Source organism: Pseudomonas yamanorum (genome assembly GCF_900105735.1).
In the GTDB taxonomy this organism is placed as follows: Bacteria; Pseudomonadota; Gammaproteobacteria; order Pseudomonadales; family Pseudomonadaceae; genus Aquipseudomonas; species Aquipseudomonas yamanorum.
Map to the genome: position 1 here is coordinate 5,019,478 of NZ_LT629793.1, position 19,272 is coordinate 5,038,749.

Annotated in this window: 19 protein-coding genes; 14 read left to right on the forward strand and 5 right to left on the reverse strand. The window is 60.1% G+C overall.

Annotation, left to right across the window (positions count from 1 at the left end; genetic code table 11):
* The first annotated feature begins 4 nt into the window (after nt 1–4).
* The 10 genes from BLU46_RS23570 (at nt 5) to BLU46_RS23615 (ending at nt 11,176) form a co-directional block, all read left to right on the forward strand.
* On the forward strand, nt 5–898 hold the full coding sequence (locus tag BLU46_RS23570) for a LysR family transcriptional regulator ArgP (protein ID WP_063027695.1): 894 nt from the start codon (nt 5–7) through the stop codon (nt 896–898).
* 52 nt (nt 899–950) lie between these two features.
* Nucleotides 951–1,949 (forward strand): NAD-dependent epimerase/dehydratase family protein, encoded by a 999-nt coding sequence (locus BLU46_RS23575; RefSeq protein WP_093206854.1) that lies wholly within the window; start codon nt 951–953, stop codon nt 1,947–1,949.
* Between the two features lie 117 nt (nt 1,950–2,066).
* A complete protein-coding gene (locus BLU46_RS23580) occupies nt 2,067–2,894 on the forward strand; it encodes a hypothetical protein (protein WP_063027699.1) in 828 nt (275 codons plus the stop codon).
* Between the two features lie 156 nt (nt 2,895–3,050).
* A complete protein-coding gene (locus BLU46_RS23585) occupies nt 3,051–4,310 on the forward strand; it encodes a D-mannose isomerase (protein ID WP_093206857.1) in 1,260 nt (419 codons plus the stop codon).
* A gap of 106 nt (nt 4,311–4,416) precedes the next feature.
* Complete coding sequence (locus BLU46_RS23590) at nt 4,417–5,703, forward strand: ABC transporter substrate-binding protein (RefSeq protein WP_003213009.1); 1,287 nt, start codon at nt 4,417–4,419, stop codon at nt 5,701–5,703.
* 87 nt (nt 5,704–5,790) lie between these two features.
* Nucleotides 5,791–6,699, forward strand: coding sequence for a carbohydrate ABC transporter permease (locus BLU46_RS23595; protein ID WP_003213011.1), 909 nt, complete (start codon nt 5,791–5,793; stop codon nt 6,697–6,699).
* A complete protein-coding gene (locus BLU46_RS23600) occupies nt 6,692–7,537 on the forward strand; it encodes a carbohydrate ABC transporter permease (RefSeq protein WP_003213012.1) in 846 nt (281 codons plus the stop codon). Before BLU46_RS23595 ends, BLU46_RS23600 begins: the two co-directional genes overlap by 8 nt.
* 2 nt (nt 7,538–7,539) lie before the next feature.
* A complete protein-coding gene (locus BLU46_RS23605; protein ID WP_017475738.1) occupies nt 7,540–8,700 on the forward strand; it encodes an ABC transporter ATP-binding protein in 1,161 nt (386 codons plus the stop codon).
* Between the two features lie 105 nt (nt 8,701–8,805).
* On the forward strand, nt 8,806–10,152 hold the full coding sequence (locus tag BLU46_RS23610; RefSeq protein WP_063027703.1) for a carbohydrate porin: 1,347 nt from the start codon (nt 8,806–8,808) through the stop codon (nt 10,150–10,152).
* A 178-nt stretch (nt 10,153–10,330) separates the two neighbouring features.
* The gene (locus BLU46_RS23615) at nt 10,331–11,176 is read left to right on the forward strand and encodes a D-hexose-6-phosphate mutarotase (RefSeq protein ID WP_093206860.1); all 846 of its coding nucleotides are present in this window, start codon (nt 10,331–10,333) and stop codon (nt 11,174–11,176) included.
* A 142-nt stretch (nt 11,177–11,318) separates the two neighbouring features.
* On the opposite strand, the gene BLU46_RS23620 is transcribed toward BLU46_RS23615, so the two are convergent.
* Nucleotides 11,319–12,179, reverse strand: coding sequence for a MurR/RpiR family transcriptional regulator (locus tag BLU46_RS23620; protein WP_172834605.1), 861 nt, complete (start codon nt 12,177–12,179; stop codon nt 11,319–11,321).
* A gap of 218 nt (nt 12,180–12,397) precedes the next feature.
* Between BLU46_RS23620 and zwf the strand changes: the two genes are divergently transcribed.
* Genes zwf through BLU46_RS23635 form a run of 3 tightly spaced genes read left to right on the forward strand, consistent with a single transcriptional unit; the run spans nt 12,398 to nt 15,247 of the window.
* Entirely contained in the window at nt 12,398–13,864 is a 1,467-nt protein-coding gene (gene zwf, locus BLU46_RS23625) for a glucose-6-phosphate dehydrogenase (RefSeq protein WP_063027707.1), read from the forward strand.
* A complete protein-coding gene (pgl, locus tag BLU46_RS23630) occupies nt 13,851–14,564 on the forward strand; it encodes a 6-phosphogluconolactonase (protein WP_093206863.1) in 714 nt (237 codons plus the stop codon). Before zwf ends, pgl begins: the two co-directional genes overlap by 14 nt.
* Nucleotides 14,565–14,581: 17 nt before the next feature.
* Nucleotides 14,582–15,247: a bifunctional 4-hydroxy-2-oxoglutarate aldolase/2-dehydro-3-deoxy-phosphogluconate aldolase gene (locus BLU46_RS23635; RefSeq protein WP_076015855.1), complete on the forward strand. Its 666-nt coding sequence runs from the start codon at nt 14,582–14,584 to the stop codon at nt 15,245–15,247.
* A 220-nt stretch (nt 15,248–15,467) separates the two neighbouring features.
* Here the strand turns inward: BLU46_RS23635 and BLU46_RS23640 are convergent, their stop codons facing one another.
* Entirely contained in the window at nt 15,468–16,643 is a 1,176-nt protein-coding gene (locus BLU46_RS23640; RefSeq protein WP_093206866.1) for an aminotransferase class V-fold PLP-dependent enzyme, read from the reverse strand.
* Between the two features lie 12 nt (nt 16,644–16,655).
* Nucleotides 16,656–16,892: a DUF3820 family protein gene (locus BLU46_RS23645; RefSeq protein ID WP_003213031.1), complete on the reverse strand. Its 237-nt coding sequence runs from the start codon at nt 16,890–16,892 to the stop codon at nt 16,656–16,658.
* A 206-nt stretch (nt 16,893–17,098) separates the two neighbouring features.
* Here BLU46_RS23645 and BLU46_RS23650 point away from each other — a divergent pair, with 206 nt between their 5' ends.
* On the forward strand, nt 17,099–17,566 hold the full coding sequence (locus tag BLU46_RS23650; protein WP_017475745.1) for a ferritin-like domain-containing protein: 468 nt from the start codon (nt 17,099–17,101) through the stop codon (nt 17,564–17,566).
* Nucleotides 17,567–17,622: 56 nt separating this feature from the next.
* Here BLU46_RS23650 and BLU46_RS23655 read toward each other — a convergent pair whose 3' ends face one another.
* Both BLU46_RS23655 and BLU46_RS23660 read right to left on the reverse strand, forming a co-directional pair.
* Nucleotides 17,623–18,093, reverse strand: coding sequence for a MaoC family dehydratase (locus BLU46_RS23655; protein ID WP_003213034.1), 471 nt, complete (start codon nt 18,091–18,093; stop codon nt 17,623–17,625).
* 58 nt (nt 18,094–18,151) lie between these two features.
* Nucleotides 18,152–19,096, reverse strand: coding sequence for an alpha/beta hydrolase (locus BLU46_RS23660; RefSeq protein ID WP_063027711.1), 945 nt, complete (start codon nt 19,094–19,096; stop codon nt 18,152–18,154).
* Nucleotides 19,097–19,272: the final 176 nt, after the last annotated feature.

Here is a 19,272-nt window from a genome sequence, read left to right on the forward strand (position 1 = left end):
ACTGATGTTCGACTATAAATTGCTTTCCGCCCTCGCTGCGGTGGTGGAACAGGCCGGCTTTGAGCGGGGCGCCCAGGTGCTGGGAATCTCTCAGTCGGCGATCTCCCAGCGCATCAAGCTGCTGGAAGCGCGGGTCGGCCAGCCGGTGCTGGTGCGCGCCACGCCGCCGACGCCCACCGAAATCGGCCGCCGTTTGCTCAACCACGTGCAACAGGTGCGGCTGTTGGAGCGCGACCTGCAAAGCCAAGTGCCCGCGCTGGATGAAGAGGGCATGCCCGAGCGCCTGCGCATCGCCTTGAATGCCGACAGCCTCGCCACCTGGTGGGCCGAGGCCGTCAGCGACTTCTGCGCCGAGCAACACCTGCTGCTGGATTTGGTCGTAGAAGACCAGACCGTCGGCCTCAAACGCATGCGTGCCGGCGAAGTGGCGGCGTGTATCTGCGCCAGCGAACGCCCGGTGGCCGGTGCCCGCAGCCTGTTGCTCGGTGCCATGCGCTATCGGGCGCTGGCCAGCCCGGCGTTTGTCGCACGGCACTTTCCCGATGGCGTACGCGCCGATCAACTGGCCCGCACTCCGGCGCTGGTGTTTGGCCCGGATGATTTTCTGCAGCATCGCTACCTGGCATCCCTGGGTGTCGACGGTGGTTTCGAACACCATTTATGCCCCTCGTCCGAAGGTTTTATCCGCCTGACGGAAGCTGGATTGGGCTGGGGCCTGGTGCCCGAATTGCAGGTGCGCGATCAACTGGAAAGAGGCGTGCTGGTGGAGTTATTACCAGATAAGCCGATCGATGTGCCTCTGTACTGGCATCATTGGCGCAGTGGTGGACAATTGCTGGGTCTGCTGACGGATCATCTGGCACACACAACGGGGCAATGGTTGGTGCCGTTGGCGTGATGGCCAGCGTCAAGGCAACAGCGATGAAAAACGAAAGAATGCGGAGTAAGTCATGAAAATTCTGGTCACCGGCGCAAGCGGCTTCATTGGCGGGCGTTTTGCGCGTTTCGCCCTGGAGCAGGGCCTGGACGTGCGGGTCAACGGGCGGCGGGCCGAAGGTGTGGAGCACCTGGTACGGCGCGGCGCCGAGTTTATCCAGGGTGATTTGAATGATCCGGACCTGGTGCGCGAGTTGTGCCGCGACGTCGAGGCCGTGGTGCATTGCGCCGGGGCCGTGGGGCTGTGGGGGCGCTATCAGGACTTCCACCAGGGCAATGTGCTGGTTACCGAAAACGTGGTGGAGGCCTGCCTCAAGCAGCGGGTGGGGCGCCTGGTGCACCTGTCGTCGCCGTCGATCTATTTCGATGGCCGCGACCACCTGGGGTTGACCGAAGAACAAGTGCCCAAGCGTTTCAAGCACCCGTATGCGGCCACCAAGTACCTGGCGGAGCAAAAGGTGTTTGGCGCCCAGGAGTTTGGCCTGGAAGTGCTGGCCCTGCGCCCGCGTTTTGTCACCGGTGCCGGCGACATGAGTATCTTCCCGCGCCTGTTGAAGATGCAGCGCAAGAACCGCCTGGCGATTGTCGGAGATGGCCTGAACAAGGTGGATTTCACCAGCGTGCACAACCTCAATGAAGCGTTGCTCAGCGGTTTGCTGGCGACGGGTTCAGCGTTGGGCAAGGCCTACAACATCAGCAACGGCGCCCCGGTGCCGGTGTGGGATGTGGTGAACTATGTGATGCGTCAAATGGACATGCCCCAGGTCACCTGTTACCGGTCCTACGGCTTGTCCTACAGTGTCGCGGCGCTCAACGAAGCCTTCTGTGCCATGTGGCCGGGGCGCCCGGAACCGTCGTTGTCACGGCTGGGCATGCAGGTCATGAACAAAGATTTCACCCTCGACATCACCCGGGCACGGCATTATCTCGACTACCAGCCCAAGGTCAGCCTGTGGGCGGCCCTTGATGAGTTCTGCAGTTGGTGGAAGGCTCAGGACGCAGGGCTTAAATAACCGGCAACACACCGGGAACCGAATGGGCGAACCCCGGTCGATCAGTGCGGCAGCCGGAGGTTTATACTCCGGCGCTTGGCTATCCATATGCCACCTCAAAGGATTTAAGGTTGATTCATGCGTAACGATGCTAACGACGACTTTGACAACGTTCCCAGCCTGCGGGCGGACACCTCGGACGACGATGATTTCGAGCCTACGCCGGCCACGTCCGTGCGCTCCCGGCCAGCGCCTGTGGTCAAGGTCAAGAGCGCCAGCACCGGGCCGTTGTGGGCACTGGTCGGTGCGTTGCTGTTTGCCTTTGCCGGCCTTGCCTGGTGGAGCTTCCAGCAGATTTCCCTGATGGGCCAGCAACTGGTGGCCACCCAGGAAAGCTTCGCGCGCATCAGCGAGGAAGCGGCGGGGCGCCTGCAGGATATTTCCGGCAAGGTGGTGGCCAGCGAAGCCAACGTGAACAACGGTAGCGAAGCCCTGAAGCTGCAGATCAAGCAACTGGAGACCCAGTTGCTGGAGCAGGGCAAGCAGCAGTTGGGCGTGGCCGGCCAGGCCACTGACCTGGACAAGCGCCTGGAGCAAATGACCGCCAGCACGACCCAACTGTCCAGTGCCAACGCGCAACTGCAAGGGCAGGTCCAGGCGCTGACGGAGGCGGTGGCTGCCCTCAAGTCCCGGGATGCCGAGTTCAAGGACCTCTCCGCCGACGTCGCAGCCCTGAAAAAACAGGGCAACCCCACGGCCGCCATCGCCCGCCTGGAGCAGGACCTTGTGGTCCTCAAGAGCGAACTGGACAACCGCGCGGCGGCTTCCGACGGTCCGTCCACCAAGGAGTTCGACGTGTTCCGCATCCAGACCACGCGTAACGTCACTGCCTTGCAAAGCCAGGTGCAGAACCTGCAGCAGCAGATCAACCAGCCAGCCCGGATCACCCCTCTCGGGCAGCAGTGATGTGAGGCGCTGCAGGCGTCATTACACATGACGCCTGCAGGCCCTAGCACAATCAATGTCACCATCCTGTGACATTTCCTACCTCCTTCGTTACTTGCCCTCGCCCCGCCCTTGTTTAGACTCCCGTTATCCCGCACATAATAAAAAGGGCTAATCATGACCACGCAACCACTGCCTGCCAGTAGTTGGCTGAACGCTCCTGCCCATCACGCCTGGCTTGCCACTGAAGGCCAGCGCCTGCTGTCATTCGCCAAGGCTTCCAAACTGCCTGAAGGCTTCGGCAATCTCGACGATCACGGTGTTTTGCCGCCCGATGCCGTCGCCGAAACCATGAACACCGCCCGCATGACCCACAGCTTCGCCATGGCCCATGGCCTGGGCCTGCCCGGTTATGCCGACCTGGTGGAGCACGGGGTTGCGGCCCTCAGCGGCCCGCTGCGCGATGCCCGGCATGGCGGTTGGTTCGCCACGCCCAATGCCAGCGATGGCAACACCGGCAAGGCCGCCTATCTGCATGCCTTTGTCGCCCTGGCCGCCAGCTCCGCGGTAGTGGCCGGCGCGCCCGGCGCACAAACCTTGCTCAACGACGCGACCCACATCATCGACCAGTATTTCTGGAGTGAAGAGGAGGGCGCGATGCTCGAGTCCTTTGCCCAGGACTGGAGTGGTGTAGAAGCCTATCGCGGCGCCAACAGCAACATGCACGCCACCGAAGCGTTCCTGGCCCTGGCCGATGTCACCGGCGAAACCCGTTGGCTGGACCGCGCGCTGCGCATCGTCGAACGAATTATTCATACCCATGCGGCGGAAAACCGGGACATGGTCATCGAGCATTTCGACAGCCACTGGCAACCCCTGCGCGGTTACAACGAAGACAACCCGGCCGATGGTTTTCGCCCCTACGGCATCACCCCCGGCCACGGCTTCGAATGGGCGCGGCTGGTGTTGCACCTTGAGGCCGCGCGCCTGGATGCCGGGCTCGCCACCCCTGAGTGGCTGGTCACCGATGCCAAGGGCCTGTTCGCCAGCGCCTGCGAATATGCCTGGGCCGTCGACGGCGCCCCGGGCATTGTCTACACCCTCGACTGGAGCCAGCGCCCCGTGGTGCGCGAGCGCCTGCACTGGACCCATTGCGAAGCCAGCGCCGCTGCCCAGGCGCTGCTCAAGCGCACGGGCGAACTGCATTACGAAACCTGGTACCGGCGCTTCTGGGAGTTCTGTGAAAGCCATTTCATTGACCGAACCCTCGGCAGCTGGCACCACGAACTGAGCCCGAAAAACCAGCCCAGCAGCAAGATCTGGGGGGGCAAGCCGGACCTCTACCACGCTTGGCAGTCTGTCTTGTTGCCGGGTCTACCCTTGTCACCGAGCATGGCCAGTGCCGTGGCCGCCGGGCGTTATGTCACCAAGTGGTGACATTTTGGCGTCCCTTTGTTACCTGCACCTGAAAAATCCCTGTTTAAACTCGTTTGCAGCGCAAGCACCGACTTGCATGCATAACAACAAGAAAAAAGGTACTCAGATGAAAGCGATCAGTCGCCTCGCCGTAGCTATTTCCGTTGCCTCGTTGTTTCCCCTCAGTGCTTTTGCCGCCGACTCGAAAGGGACGGTTGAAGTTGTGCATTGGTGGACCTCGGGTGGCGAGAAAGCGGCAGTAGATGTCCTGAAGGCCCAAGTTGAAAAAGACGGTTTCACCTGGAAAGACGGTGCCGTCGCCGGCGGTGGTGGTTCGACTGCCATGACCGTCCTGAAAAGCCGCGCCGTTGCTGGCAACCCGCCTGGCATGGCTCAGATCAAAGGCCCCGACATCCAGGAATGGGCGTCCACCGGGCTGCTCGACACCGACGTCCTGAAGGAACCCGCCAAAGAAGAGAAGTGGGACAGCCTGCTGGACAAGAAAGTCTCCGATACCGTGAAGTACGAAGGTAACTACGTGGCCGTGCCGGTGAACATTCACCGCGTCAACTGGCTGTGGATCAACCCGGAAGTCTTCAAGAAAGCCGGTATCACCAAGAACCCGACCACCCTCGAAGAATTCTACGCAGCGGGCGACAAGCTCAAGGCCGCGGGCTTCATTCCGCTCGCCCACGGTGGCCAGCCTTGGCAGGACAGCACTGTATTCGAAGCGGTCGTGCTCTCGGTCATGGGGGCTGACGGTTACAAGAAAGCCCTGGTGGACCTCGACGAAAAAGCCCTGACCGGCCCTGAAATGATCAAGTCCCTGACCGAGCTGAAGAAAGTCGCGACCTACATGGATGCCGACGGCAAGGGCCAGGACTGGAACCTCGAAGCCGCCAAAGTCATCAACGGCAAGGCCGGCATGCAGATCATGGGTGACTGGGCCAAGAGTGAATGGACCGCCGCCAAGAAAGTCGCCGGCAAAGACTACGAGTGCGTAGCCTTCCCGGGCACCGACAAGGCCTTCACCTACAACATCGACTCCCTCGCAGCCTTCAAGCAGAAAGACAAAGGCACTGCTGCCGGTCAGCAGGACATCGCCAAGGTCGTGCTGAGCGAAAACTTCCAGAAAGTCTTCAGCATCAACAAGGGCTCGATCCCGGTTCGTATCGACATGTTGCAAGACATGGGCAAATACGGCTTCGACTCCTGCGCCCAGACTGCGGCCAAGGACTTCCTGGCGGATGCCAAGACTGGCGGCCTGCAACCAAGCATGGCCCATAACATGGCGACCACGCTGGCGGTACAAGGCGCGTTCTTTGATGTCGTGACCAACTACATCAACGACCCGAAAGCTGACCCTGCCGATACCGCGAAGAAACTCGCGGCGGCGATCAAGTCGGCCAAGTAACGGTTAGTACCGAATGGCCTTGTGGGGGGACCCCTAACCCCCACAAGGCATGTTCCTGTAGTCCTTTTCCCTGTACTGGATTTTCCCATGAGTTCTGTTGCTGTGTTCAGCAAAGCCTCGCCGTTCGATGCACTGCAGCGCTGGCTACCCAAACTGGTGCTGGCGCCGAGCATGTTCATCGTTCTGGTGGGCTTCTATGGCTACATCCTGTGGACGTTCGTGCTGTCGTTCACTAACTCGACTTTCCTGCCAACCTATAAGTTTGTAGGCCTGGCGCAATACGTGCGCTTGTTCGACAACGACCGCTGGTGGGTCGCGAGCAAGAACCTGGCGGTGTTCGGTGGCATGTTCATCGGCATCACCCTGGTGATCGGCGTGACCCTGGCGATTTTCCTCGACCAGAAAATCCGTCGCGAAGGTTTTATCCGCACCATTTACCTGTACCCGATGGCGCTCTCGATGATCGTTACCGGTACGGCTTGGAAATGGCTGCTCAACCCGGGCATGGGCCTGGACAAATTGCTGCGAGACTGGGGCTGGGAAGGCTTTCGCCTGGACTGGCTGATCGACCCGGACCGTGTGGTGTACTGCCTGGTGATCGCCGCTGTGTGGCAAGCCTCGGGCTTCATCATGGCGATGTTCCTCGCCGGCCTGCGGGGTGTTGATCAATCGATCATCCGTGCCGCGCAGATCGACGGCGCGAGCATGCCGCGCATCTACTGGAAAGTGGTGCTGCCAAGCCTGCGTCCAGTGTTCTTCAGTGCGGTAATGATCTTGGCGCACATCGCGATCAAGAGTTTCGACCTGGTGGCGGCAATGACGGCGGGTGGTCCGGGTTACTCCTCCGACCTGCCGGCGATGTTCATGTACTCCTTCACCTTCAGCCGCGGCCAGATGGGCATGGGCTCGGCCAGTGCGATTCTGATGCTCGGTGCGATTCTCGCAATCATCGTGCCTTACCTGTACTCCGAGCTAAGGACCAAGCGTAATGACTAGTCTCGCCGGCAAACCTGCCATCAGCCTGAGCCGCGTCGCGATCTACGCGGTGCTGATCCTCGCTGTCCTGCTTTACCTGGTGCCGTTGGTGGTCATGTTGCTGACCAGCTTCAAGACCCCGGAAGACATCAGCACCGGCAACCTGCTGAGCTGGCCCACCGTGATCACCGGCATTGGCTGGGTGAAAGCCTGGGCCACGGTTGACGGCTACTTCTGGAACTCGATCAAGATCACCGTTCCGGCGGTACTGATCTCCACCGCCATCGGTGCGCTGAACGGCTACGTGCTGTCGATGTGGCGTTTCCGCGGTTCGCAGTTGTTCTTCGGCCTGTTGCTGTTCGGCTGCTTCCTGCCCTTCCAGACCGTGCTGCTGCCAGCCTCGTTCACGCTCGGCAAGATGGGCCTGGCCAGTACTACCACGGGCCTGGTGTTTGTGCACATCGTCTACGGACTGGCCTTTACTACACTGTTCTTCCGTAACTACTACGTCAGCATTCCCGATGCACTGGTGAAAGCGGCACGCCTGGATGGCGCGGGGTTCTTCACGATCTTCCGCCTGATCATCCTGCCGATGTCGACACCCATCATCATGGTGTGCCTGATCTGGCAGTTCACGCAGATCTGGAACGACTTCCTGTTCGGCGTGGTGTTCTCCAGCGGTGATTCGCAGCCCATCACGGTGGCGCTGAACAACCTGGTCAACACCAGCACCGGGGTCAAGGAATATAACGTTGATATGGCGGCGGCGATGATCGCCGGGCTGCCGACCCTGCTGGTCTATGTGGTCGCAGGCAAGTATTTCGTGCGCGGCCTGACGGCCGGCGCGGTCAAGGGGTAATCATGGCAACGCTTGAACTTCGTAACGTAAACAAGACCTACGGTACCGGCCTGCCGGACACCCTGAAGAACATCGAACTGTCGATCAAGGAGGGTGAGTTCCTGATCCTGGTCGGGCCTTCGGGTTGCGGTAAGTCGACCCTGATGAACTGCATCGCCGGCCTGGAAAACATCACCGGCGGCGCGATCATGATCGGCGACCAGGACGTCAGCGGCATGAGCCCCAAGGATCGTGACATCGCCATGGTGTTCCAGTCCTACGCGCTGTACCCGACCATGAGCGTGCGCGAGAACATCGAATTCGGCCTGAAGATTCGCAAGATGCCCCAGGCGGCGATCGACGAAGAAGTGGCGCGAGTGGCCAAGCTGCTGCAGATCGAGCACCTGCTCAATCGCAAGCCGGGCCAGCTCTCCGGCGGCCAGCAACAGCGTGTGGCCATGGGCCGTGCACTGGCGCGTCGTCCGAAGATCTACCTGTTCGACGAACCACTGTCCAACCTCGACGCCAAGCTGCGGGTCGAGATGCGTACTGAAATGAAGCTGATGCACCAGCGTCTGAAAACCACCACCGTCTACGTCACCCACGATCAGATCGAGGCGATGACCCTGGGCGACAAAGTGGCGGTGATGAAGGACGGCATCATCCAGCAGTTCGGCACGCCGAAAGAGATCTACAACGACCCGGCCAATCTGTTCGTGGCGAGCTTCATCGGTTCGCCGCCGATGAACTTCATTCCACTGCGCCTGCAACGCAAGGACGGCCGCCTGGTGGCGTTGCTGGACAGCGGCCAGGCCCGCTGTGAGTTGCCGTTGAACATGAACGATGCTGGTCTTGAAGACCGCGAAGTGATCCTGGGCCTGCGCCCGGAGCAGATCGTACTGGCCGCCGCTGAAGCCACCGGCGCGCCGACCATTCGCGCCGAGGTGCAAGTCACCGAGCCGACCGGTCCGGACACCCTGGTGTTCGTGCAAATCAATGACACCAAGGTCTGCTGCCGCCTGGCGCCCGATGTGGCGCCGCAAGTGGGCGAGACCCTGACCTTGCAGTTCGACCCGGCGAAGGTGTTGCTGTTCGACGCCAAGACCGGCGAGCGCCTGGGCACTGCCGCTTCGTTGCCGGCACAGGACCGTGCGGACAACGTCGCTCAATTCAAGGGACGCTGAAGTTTCAAATGATGTGTAGGGGCTTTTGTGAGAGTCCTGCTCTCACAAAGAAGTAAACCGCGTTAGATAAAAACAGTTAATAACAATAAAGACGAGGATGTAGGGATGAAAAAGCACCACAACAACACCCGGCTGATCTGCCAACTGTCAGCAGCAGCCGCCCTGGTACTGTCCGCCAATGCGATGGCGGACGACGCGTTCAGCGCCGATTCCAAGTGGATGACCGGCGATTGGGGCGGCGAGCGTACCAAGCTGATCGAGCAAGGTATCGACATCAAGGCGGATTACGTCGGTGAAGTCGGTGGCAACCTCAGCGGTGGCTACAACAACGACAAAACTGCCCGTTACGCTGACCAGTTCGGTCTGGGCGTGGCACTGGACCTGCAAAAGCTGTGGGGTTGGGATAACACCCAGGCCAAGATCCAGTTGACCAATCGTAATGGCGCAAACATCTCCAACGACCGTATTGGTGACCCGCGTGCCGGCACCTTGAGTTCGTCTCAAGAAGTCGACGGCCGAGGCCACATGGTGCGTCTGACCCAGTTCTGGATTCAGCACCAGATGTTCGACAACAAGCTGGACGTGAAACTCGGTTACTTCGGTGAAGGCGAAGACTTCAACACCTTCCCGTGCGACTTCCAGAACCTGTCGTTCTGTGGCTCGCAGGTCGGTAACTATGTAAACACCTGGTACAACTGGCCCGTCAGCCAGGCGGCTATCCGCGTGAAGTACAACATCACGCCTGAGCTGTATGCGCAAATCGGTGCGTACAACCAGAACCCGTCGCAACTGGAGCACGGCAACGGCTTCAAACTCAGCGGCAGCGGCACCAAGGGCACCGTATTGCCGGTTGAATTGGTCTGGTCGCCGAAGGTCAATGGCCTGCCGGGCGAATACCGTGTGGGTTACTACAAGAGCACCGCCGACGCTACCGACGTACGTGAAGACGTCAACGGTAACGATGCTGGCACCACGGGCGCAGCCTTCCGCGTTCGCAGCAGCAAAAGCGGTTACTGGGGCGTTCTGCAACAGCAACTCACCACCCACAATGGCGATGCGTCCCGCGGCTTGAACATTGCGGCCAACGTCACCTTCCACGACAAAGACACCAACCTGGTCGACAACTACCAGTCGCTGATGCTTGTGTATAAAGGTCCATTCGACGCACGTACAAAAGATGACGTGGGTATCGGTGTATCCCGTATCCATGCCAACAGTGACGTGAAGAAAAACGCTGAGTTGCTCAACGCGGCCGGCGGTTTCACGGATTACGACCAATCGGGTTACGCACCGCTGCGTAACACGGAGTACAACGTCGAACTCAACTACGGCTTCCACGTCACCAACTGGCTGACCGTGCGTCCTAACCTGCAGTACATCGCCAACCCAGGTGGTGTGAAACAAGTCGACAACGCGGTGGTAGCGGGCCTGAAAATTCAGTCTACGTTCTAACGTTGTTGCGATAAGCTCCTTCTCTCTGTGCGCATTTTGCGGGTAGCCATGGCTATCCGCTTTTTTTTGTGTGGGAGCTGGCTTGCCTGCGATGCGAGCCCCGCGGTGTATCTGGCACACCGAGGCGATGCCATCGCAGGCAAGCCAGCTCCTGCAAGGATATTCAGGACCGTGGCACATGCATGAGCATCCGCTGCAACGCTTTTTCAAATCCCTGCGCGAGCGGCCGGTATTCGCGTGGGAACGCTTCCAGATGCGCGATGTGTTGGTGATTGATCACCCGCTCTGCCAAGCGGTGTTCAGTCGTCAGGGCGCGCAATTGCTGCACTTTCAGCCCACGGGCCAGAAGCCTTGGCTGTGGTGCACGGCCAAGTGGCCGCAGGTCGGCGCCATTCGTGGCGGCGTGCCGGTGTGTTGGCCGTGGTATGGCCGCCATCCCAGCGAAAACGCCTGGCCATCCCATGGTTGGGCGCGGCTGATCGACTGGAAGCTGCTGGACAGCAGCACCGACGACGACGGCGTGCGTTTGCACTGGCAATTGCAGTTATGTGATTGGCAGGTCGATCTGCATGCGCACCTGGGGGAAACCTTGGAACTGCGTCTGGCCACCGAGCACCAGGATGAGCTGCCGTGCCAACTGAGCCATGCTTTGCATGCCTATTGGCGGATTGGCAACGTGGGTGAGGTAGCGCTGTCTGGGCTGGATGGTGCGCAAGGCTACGACCAGCTCAATCGCCAGGCGTGCCAGCAGGAAGGCGAGTTGCGGGTGGATGGCGGTTGTCAGCGAGTGTTCCAGCACGAGGGCGAATTGCACCTCAAGGACCACGCCTGGCAGCGCGAGCTGTGCATCGATACCGGTGAGAGTGCCGACACGGTGGTGTGGCACCCAGGGACCCGGCCGTTGCTGGGGGTGAGCTTCAACGAGGCTTCGGGGTTTGTGTGTGTGGAGTCGGCGATGGCTGCCGCGAGCCTTGCGCCGGGGGAGAGGGCGCATTTGAGTTTGCAGGCGAGGGCGGGGGCTTGATCCGGATGTTCTGGTGTTGCTGATGCCGCTTTCGCGAGCAAGCCCGCTCCCACATTCGACTGCATTCCAAAAGTGGAACTCGGTCTAATGTGGGAGCGGGCTTGCTCGCGAAGAGGCCGGCACAGTCACAGTCGATTCGGGCCTAGTTGAATTCATCCCCAACCGGATACCGGCTGTCGTTCAAACTCTCTTTGATCTTGCGCAAATGAGGCTGGAAATCCACCCCGCGACGCAAGGTCATGCCCGTCGCCAGCACGTCCAGCACTGTCAACTGAATGATCCGCGAGGTCATTGGCATGTAGATGTCGGTGTCTTCCGGCAACGGAATGTTCAGGCTCACCGTGCTGACCTTGGCCAGCGGCGAGTTCTCGGCGGTCACCCCCAGCACCGAGGCGCCGTTCTCCCGCGCAATACGCGCCACTTCCACCAGTTCACGGGTACGCCCGGTGTAGGAAATGATCACGAACAATTCCCCGGTGTGGGCCACCGAGGCGATCATCCGCTGCATCAGCACATCGGCATGGGCCGTGACCGACAGGTTGAAGCGGAAAAACTTGTGCAGGGCATCCATGGCCACCGGCGCCGAAGCACCCAGGCCAAAGAAGTGGATCTGCCGGGCCTGGATCAGCAGGTCGACGGCCTTGCTGATCAGGTTCGGGTCCAGGGCCTGGCAGGCGCTGTCGAGGGACGCGATGGCACTGCCGAAGATCTTCTGGGTGTAGGCCTCCGGGTTGTCATCGGCCTCCACCGCGCGGCTGACATACGCCGCGCCACTGGCCAGGCTTTGCGCCAGCTGCAATTTAAGTTCAGGGTAACCACTCACGCCGAACGAGCGGCAGAAGCGGTTCACTGTAGGTTCGCTGACCGAGGCGGCCTGGGCGAGGGCGGCAATAGAGAAGCGGGTCGCCTGCTGCGGGTTGAGCAGGATGACCTCGGCGACTTTACGTTCAGCCTTGTTCAATTCATCGAGGCGTTTCTGGATCTGTTCCAGTAGATTTCGCACGCGGTCCATTCATGTTTCCTTAGGGCGACGATGCAAATAAGGGTCGTCAACCAATCGACGAGCGGCCCTTTGCGGTGGCCTATCCTACTGAGGGTAGTTGAACACCACCACTCGGAATACGTTTTTCGGGAAAATGTTGTGGTTATTACTACATTTTTCCTTGAGTGATGCCTTAAAAAAAGGTATTTGTAGCTTAACTTGATAAAAGAACAAACATCATGCCTTCGATAACCGTAGAACCCTGCACCTTTGCCCTGTTTGGCGCCTTGGGTGATCTGGCGCTGCGCAAGTTATTTCCTGCCCTCTATCAACTCGATGGCGCCGGCCTCCTGCACGAAGACACACGCATCCTGGCCCTGGCCCGTGAGGCCGGTTCCGAGCAACAGCACCTGGCCCACATCGAAAAAGAATTGCGTAGCTACGTTGGCAAGGAACTGGACGAAACCGTCGCCCAGCGCTTCCTGGCCCGCCTGACGTACCTGCACGTCGACTTCCTGAAGGCCGACGACTACGTCGCCCTGGCAGAGAACGCCGGCACCGAACAACGCCTGATTGCCTACTTCGCCACCCCGGCGGCAGTGTATGGCGCGATCTGCGAGAACCTGTCCAAGGTCGGCCTGGCGGAAAACACCCGGGTCGTCCTGGAAAAACCCATCGGCTCGGACCTGGATTCCTCGCGCAAGGTCAACGACGCCGTGGCGCAGTTTTTCCCGGAAAACCGCACCTACCGCATCGACCACTACCTGGGCAAAGAAACCGTCCAGAACCTGATCGCCCTGCGATTTGCCAACAGCCTGTTTGAAACCCAGTGGAACCAGAACTACATCTCCCACGTGGAAATCACCGTGGCCGAGCAGGTAGGTATCGAAGGTCGCTGGGGCTATTTCGACAAGGCCGGGCAACTGCGGGACATGATCCAGAACCACCTGCTGCAGCTGCTGTGCCTGATCGCCATGGACCCGCCGGCCGACCTGTCTGCCGACAGTATTCGTGACGAGAAGGTCAAGGTGCTCAAGGCCCTGGCGCCCATCAGCCCGGACGGCCTGACCACCCAGGTGGTGCGTGGCCAATACATCGCCGGCTACAGCGCCGGCAAGCCGGTACCGGGTTACCTGGAAGAAGAGAACTCCAACACCCAGAGCGACACCGAGACCTTCGTCGCCCTGCGTGCCGATATCCGTAACTGGCGTTGGGCCGGGGTGCCGTTCTACCTGCGTACCGGCAAGCGCATGCCGCAAAAACTGTCGCAGATCGTCATCCACTTCAAGGAACCGTCCCACTACATCTTCGCCCCCGAGCAGCGCTTGCAGATCAGCAACAAACTGATCATCCGCCTGCAACCGGACGAAGGGATTTCCTTGCGGGTGATGACCAAGGAGCAGGGCCTGGACAAGGGCATGCAACTGCGCAGCGGCCCGCTGCAACTGAATTTTTCCGACACCTATCGCAGCGCGCGGATTCCCGATGCCTACGAGCGGTTGTTACTTGAAGTCATGCGTGGCAACCAGAACCTGTTTGTACGCAAAGATGAAATCGAAGCCGCGTGGAAGTGGTGTGACCAGTTGATCGCCGGGTGGAAAAAATCCGGTGATGCGCCCAAGCCGTACGCGGCGGGGTCCTGGGGGCCGATGAGCTCGATTGCACTGATCACGCGGGACGGGAGGTCTTGGTATGGCGATATCTGATTTGAAACTGCCTCAGGGCGTGACGGCCCATGAGTACCGCAACCCGGTGCTGCTGGCCGATGGCTTGGCCAATGACGTGGCCGAACAACTGCGCGCGGCCATCAGTGCCCGTGGCGCAGCGACCCTGGTGGTATCCGGTGGCCGCAGCCCGGTGGCGTTCTTCCAGAACCTCGCCAAGCAAGGCCTGGACTGGTCCAAGGTGACCATCACCCTGGCCGACGAGCGCTGGGTGCCGGTGGAACATGCCGACAGCAATGCCGGCCTGTTGAAGAAGTATTTGCTGCAAGGCCCGGCGGCCAAGGCGAAGTTCCTGAGCCTGTACAGCGTGGCCGCCACCCTTGATGACGCTGCCGAGCAGGCCGATCGCCTGTTGGCCGAGTTGCCGGCGATTGACGTGCTGGTGCTGGGCATGGGCGACGACGGCCACACCGCATCGCTGTTCCCCAACAGCCCGAACCTGGCTGAAGCGCTGAAGCCCGATGGCAGCCGTCGTTGCTGGCCGATGCTGGCGCCGACCGTGCCGCACCAGCGCCTGACCATGAGTCGCGCGTTGCTGGCTACCGCCCACTACACCGTGCTGTCGATTTCCGGCAGCTCGAAATTGACCACCTTGAGCGCCGCGCTGGCCAGTGACGACGTTGCTGCCATGCCGATACGCGCGTTTTTGCAACCTACTTTAGAGATTTACTGGTGCCCATGAGCCAAGGATCAGCCGCGATGAACAGCCCTCAACCTACCGTTTCCATGGCGGACAAAGTTGCCTTGATCGACAGCCTCTGCGCCAAGGCGCGGATCCTGCCGGTGATCACCATTGCCCGTGAACAGGACATTCTGCCTCTGGCCGATGCCCTGGCAGCCGGTGGTTTGACCGCACTGGAAGTGACCCTGCGTTCGCAGTTCGGCCTCAAGGCCATCCAGGTGCTGCGTGAGCAGCGTCCGGAGCTGTGCACCGGTGCCGGTACCGTGCTGGATCGCCAGATGCTGGAAGCGGCCGAAGTGGCCGGTTCGCAATTTATCGTCACCCCCGGGATTACCCGTGATCTGCTGGAAGCCTCGGTACACAGCTCGATTCCGCTGTTGCCGGGCATCAGCAATGCCTCCGGGATCATGGAAGGTTATGGCCTGGGTTATCGCCGCTTCAAACTGTTCCCGGCTGAGGTGAGCGGTGGCGTGGCGGCGATCAAGGCCTTGGGCGGCCCGTTTGGCGAAGTGAAATTCTGCCCGACTGGCGGTGTAGGCCCGGCCAACATCAAGAGCTACATGGCCTTGAAGAATGTGATGTGCGTGGGCGGTAGCTGGATGCTTGATCCTGAATGGGTCAAGAACGGCGACTGGGCGCGTATCCAGGAAACCACCGCCGAGGCGCTGGCCCTGCTGGACTGATTGGATTTACCGAATCGTTGTTGCTGTGTTCTACGGCATTTTTGCGGCGCACTTGGTCGGTGTGCCGCTTTTTTTTGCCTGGAGGAAAACCAAGGACACGACCCCCGTAGCAGCTGTCGAGCGCCAGCGAGGCTGCGTTGCAGCACCGCTGATATCGAGCCCGGCGCAAAACCGAGTCGCGCCTGACGCAGCCTCGCTGGCGCTCGACAGCTGCTACGGATCAGTTTTTGCAGAGTTCGGTGATGGCTTTGATCAGCACATGAATGTCCGCCGCTGAGGTCAAAAAGCCTGGTGTCACCCGAATACAACTGCCGAACGACGCCCCGCTGCGGGTTGTGGTGAAGAGGTCGTATTCCTTGAGCAACCGATCCGCCATCACCTGCTGATCCGGCTGATCAGTGAACTTGAACGAGGTGATCGCGCAATACAGCCGTGGATCATCCGGCGTCAGCACTTCAATCCCCGGCAACTGCCGCACCTCACTTACCCACAAATCCCGCAGGTAGTTGAGTCGGGCACCCTTGGCCCTCGAACCGCCCAACAAGCGATGCTCCTCGAACACCAGCGGCAAGGTCATCAACGCCGGGAAATTCGGTGTGCTGTACGGCGTACGGGCCCGTACATCGGTGATGGGGTAGTGAAACTCACCCATGTCCGGATCAATGTCCGCCAAGCGCTGTGGGTCGATGTAGATAAAGCCCAGGGTCAATGGCGCGCCAATCCACTTGTGCAGGTTGAAACCGGCAAACGCGATACCCAACTGTGCCAGGTTGAATTCGATCTGCCCCAGCGCATGGGCGCCATCGAGGATCACATCAATTCCGTGTTCTTTGGCCGCGCTGGCAATCGCTTCCACGGGCATTACCAGCCCGGTGCGGTGGGTGACGTAGGTCAGTGCCAGCAATTTGAGCCGCGGGTAGCGCACGAAGGCATCGCGGTACGTCTGCACCAGGCTGTCGAAACTGGCCGGGTGTTCGTGGGCAATCTCGATCACTTCTACGCCACGATTCTGCGCCAGCCAGCGCATGGCGCCCTTGACGGTGTCGTACTCCAGGTCGCTGATCAGCACCTGGTCGCCGGGCTGCAAGCGGTTGTAGTTACGGATCAGCGACTGCAACGCATCCGAGGCACAACGGGTGAGGGCGATGGCTTCAGGGTCGGCGTCCATCAATTGCGCCAACTGGTTACGGATCTCGACGTTCTCGCCCTGCTCGAAACGCTGGCGCACATGGATCGAGTTGCTGCGGTTGATGAAGGCGACGTTGTCTTGATACTGCTGCAGTACCGCGCGGCTCATGCGCCCGAAGTAACCGTTTTCGAGGTTGATCGGGCCGGGCTCCAGGTCGTAGCGCTGGGCGATGGCGTGCCAGTGTTGTTCGTCGCGGGTACTGTCCATGTGCGTGCTCTATTAATGACGAGGGGCAGGCTTGCCGTGTTTGGCGCGTAGGGGCTCCAGCAATTCGGATAAGCCGTTGTGGTCGATTTCCTGCATCAGTGCCAGCAACCCGCCCAGCTCGCCGTGGGGGAAGCCTTCACGGGCAAACCAGTTCAGGTAGGGGCCGGGCAGGTCAGCGATGATCCGGCCCTTGTACTTGCCGAAGGGCATTTCGCGGGTGATCAGCAATTCAAGTTTTTCAGGATTCATTGGGGCTTCAGGTGTTTGAGTCGATGCCTTGGAAAATACAGGCATTCTGCATGGAGGCCAAATGACAGATCATGCAAATAAAGCGGATACAGATTTTTGGTTAATTTATAACTTGTTGAAATATAAGGGTTAAATCGTTTTTCAAAAGCTGGCACGGGCGCTGCAATTACTAAGACACGTTTCTTAACCCGCGAAGGAATTGAAAAATGACTGATATCAACAAAGAATCGATCTCCGTACTGAATGACCTGATCGAGACCAGCAAGGACGGCCAGGAAGGCTTCAAGACCTGCGCAGAAGACATCAAGCATCCAGAGCTAAAAGCTCTGTTTGCCAAGCGTTCCGCTGATTGCGCCACCGCCGCTGCCGAACTGCAGACTGCCGTTAAAGCCCTGGGTGGCGATCCGGAAAAATCCGGTAGCGTCGCCGGTGCCTTGCACCGTGGCTGGGTCGACGTGAAGTCGATGGTTACCGGTAAAGACGAAGAGGCTGTACTGAACGAAGCCGAGCGCGGTGAAGACCACGCACTGAAGGCTTACAAAGAAGCGATCGAGAAGATCAACAAGCACAACCTGCTGGGCATTCGTGACCTGGTGGAGCGTCAGTTCCACGGCGCGCAACGTAACCACGACCAGGTGAAAGCCCTGCGTAACCAGGCTCGCGCTCAGTCTTGAGCCCCGCCTGAATAAAAAAAGCCCCGCAGATGCGGGGCTTTTTCATGGGCGATTATTCAGCCGATGCTGATGGCCGGCAATTCGGTCAAGGTCACGGTCTGCTGCTTGCGCGGCGCGAGGATCTCGGCCTCACCGTCCACTACCAATTCATCGCGCTGGTTGAACACGCGGGTGGCGATGCGCACGCGGAATTTCGGCAGCTTCTCCAGGATTTCCAGACGCACGGTCAGGGTGTCGCCGATTTTGACCGGCTTCTGGAAGGTCATTTGCTGGCCGATGTAGATCGTGCCGGGCCCGGGCAACTCGCACGCCACCGCTGCGCTGATCAGGGCGCCGCTGAACATGCCGTGGGCTATGCGCTCCTTGAACATGGTCGCCTTGGCGAATTCGGCGTCCAGGTGCACCGGGTTGTGGTCGCCGGACATCGCTGCGAACAACTGGATATCGCGTTCTTCGACGGTCTTGCTGTAGCTGGCGGTCTGGCCGACTTCGAGGGCTTCGTAAGGCGTGTTGGTAACCTGGGTCATCAGATGCTGCATCCTGTGGCTAATCGATAATCTTAATGTATTGATTTTAAACGAAAAATCATTCGCAGCGAGTAGGGCGGCGCAGTACTGCTGCCTGGGCCAGCCACGTCAGCACATCGGCTGTGACCGCATCACGGTTGGTTTCGTTGAATAATTCGTGGCGCGCCTGCGGATAAATGCTCAGCTCCAGATTCTGGCAGCCGGCTTCGCGCAACGCGTTGGCCAGACTTTTGAGACGCTTGCCTTCACTGACCGGATCACATTCTCCACCCATTATCAGGATCGGCAGGCCCGGATCGATCTGAGCGAGATTGGACGCTTTGCTGATTTGCTGCAAGCCGCCGAGCAGGTCGATCCACAGCTGGTTGGTGCAGCGAAAGCCGCAGAGCGGGTCGTTGACGTACTTGTCGACCTCCGCCGGGTCGCGGCTGAGCCAGTCGAAAGCGGTGCGATTGGGTTTAAACGCTTTGTTGAACGATCCAAATGACAGGAAATCAATCAGCGCGCTGCGCCCCCGCAAGCCCTGGCGCAGGCGTTCGACGTGGGCAATCACCTTGGCCGCGCCGTACAGCGCCACCGGCTGGAAGTTCGAGCCGCTGAGAATCGCCCCATTGAGGCTGGCGCTGTGGTGCAGCAGATACGCCTGGGCGATGTAGCTGCCCATGCTATGCCCCAGCAGGATGATCGGCACGCCCGGCGCCTGCTGGCCGATGTGCTGATTGAGGCTCGCCAGGTCACCCACCACTTTGTTCCAGCCGTCTTTCTCGGCGAACAGCCCCAGGGTGCCCTCGTCGGCGGTACGCCCGTGGCCGCGCTGGTCGGGGGCGTACAGGCCGTAACCGGCGTCACACAACGCCTGGGCCAGGCGCCCATAGCGGCCACTGTGCTCGGCCATGCCGTGGGCCAGCATGATCAGCGCCTTGGGCGGCCCGTCGGGTAGCCATTGGTTGACGTACACCCGACTGCGGTCATTCGCGGTCAGCCAGAAAGTGGTGTGGTTCATGGCGCTTCCTTTGCTCAGGGTCGTTGCAGTGTATCGCTCAATCGCCTCGGGCCGCTGGATCAGTGCTGGCCTTGGCGGGGAGATTCACACAATCAATGACGCATCTTGTTGTATTTGCCTGATTGACCATAGCTGCTAACGTCCCCAAAGCTCCGCTTTCATTGCAATCAAAAGCG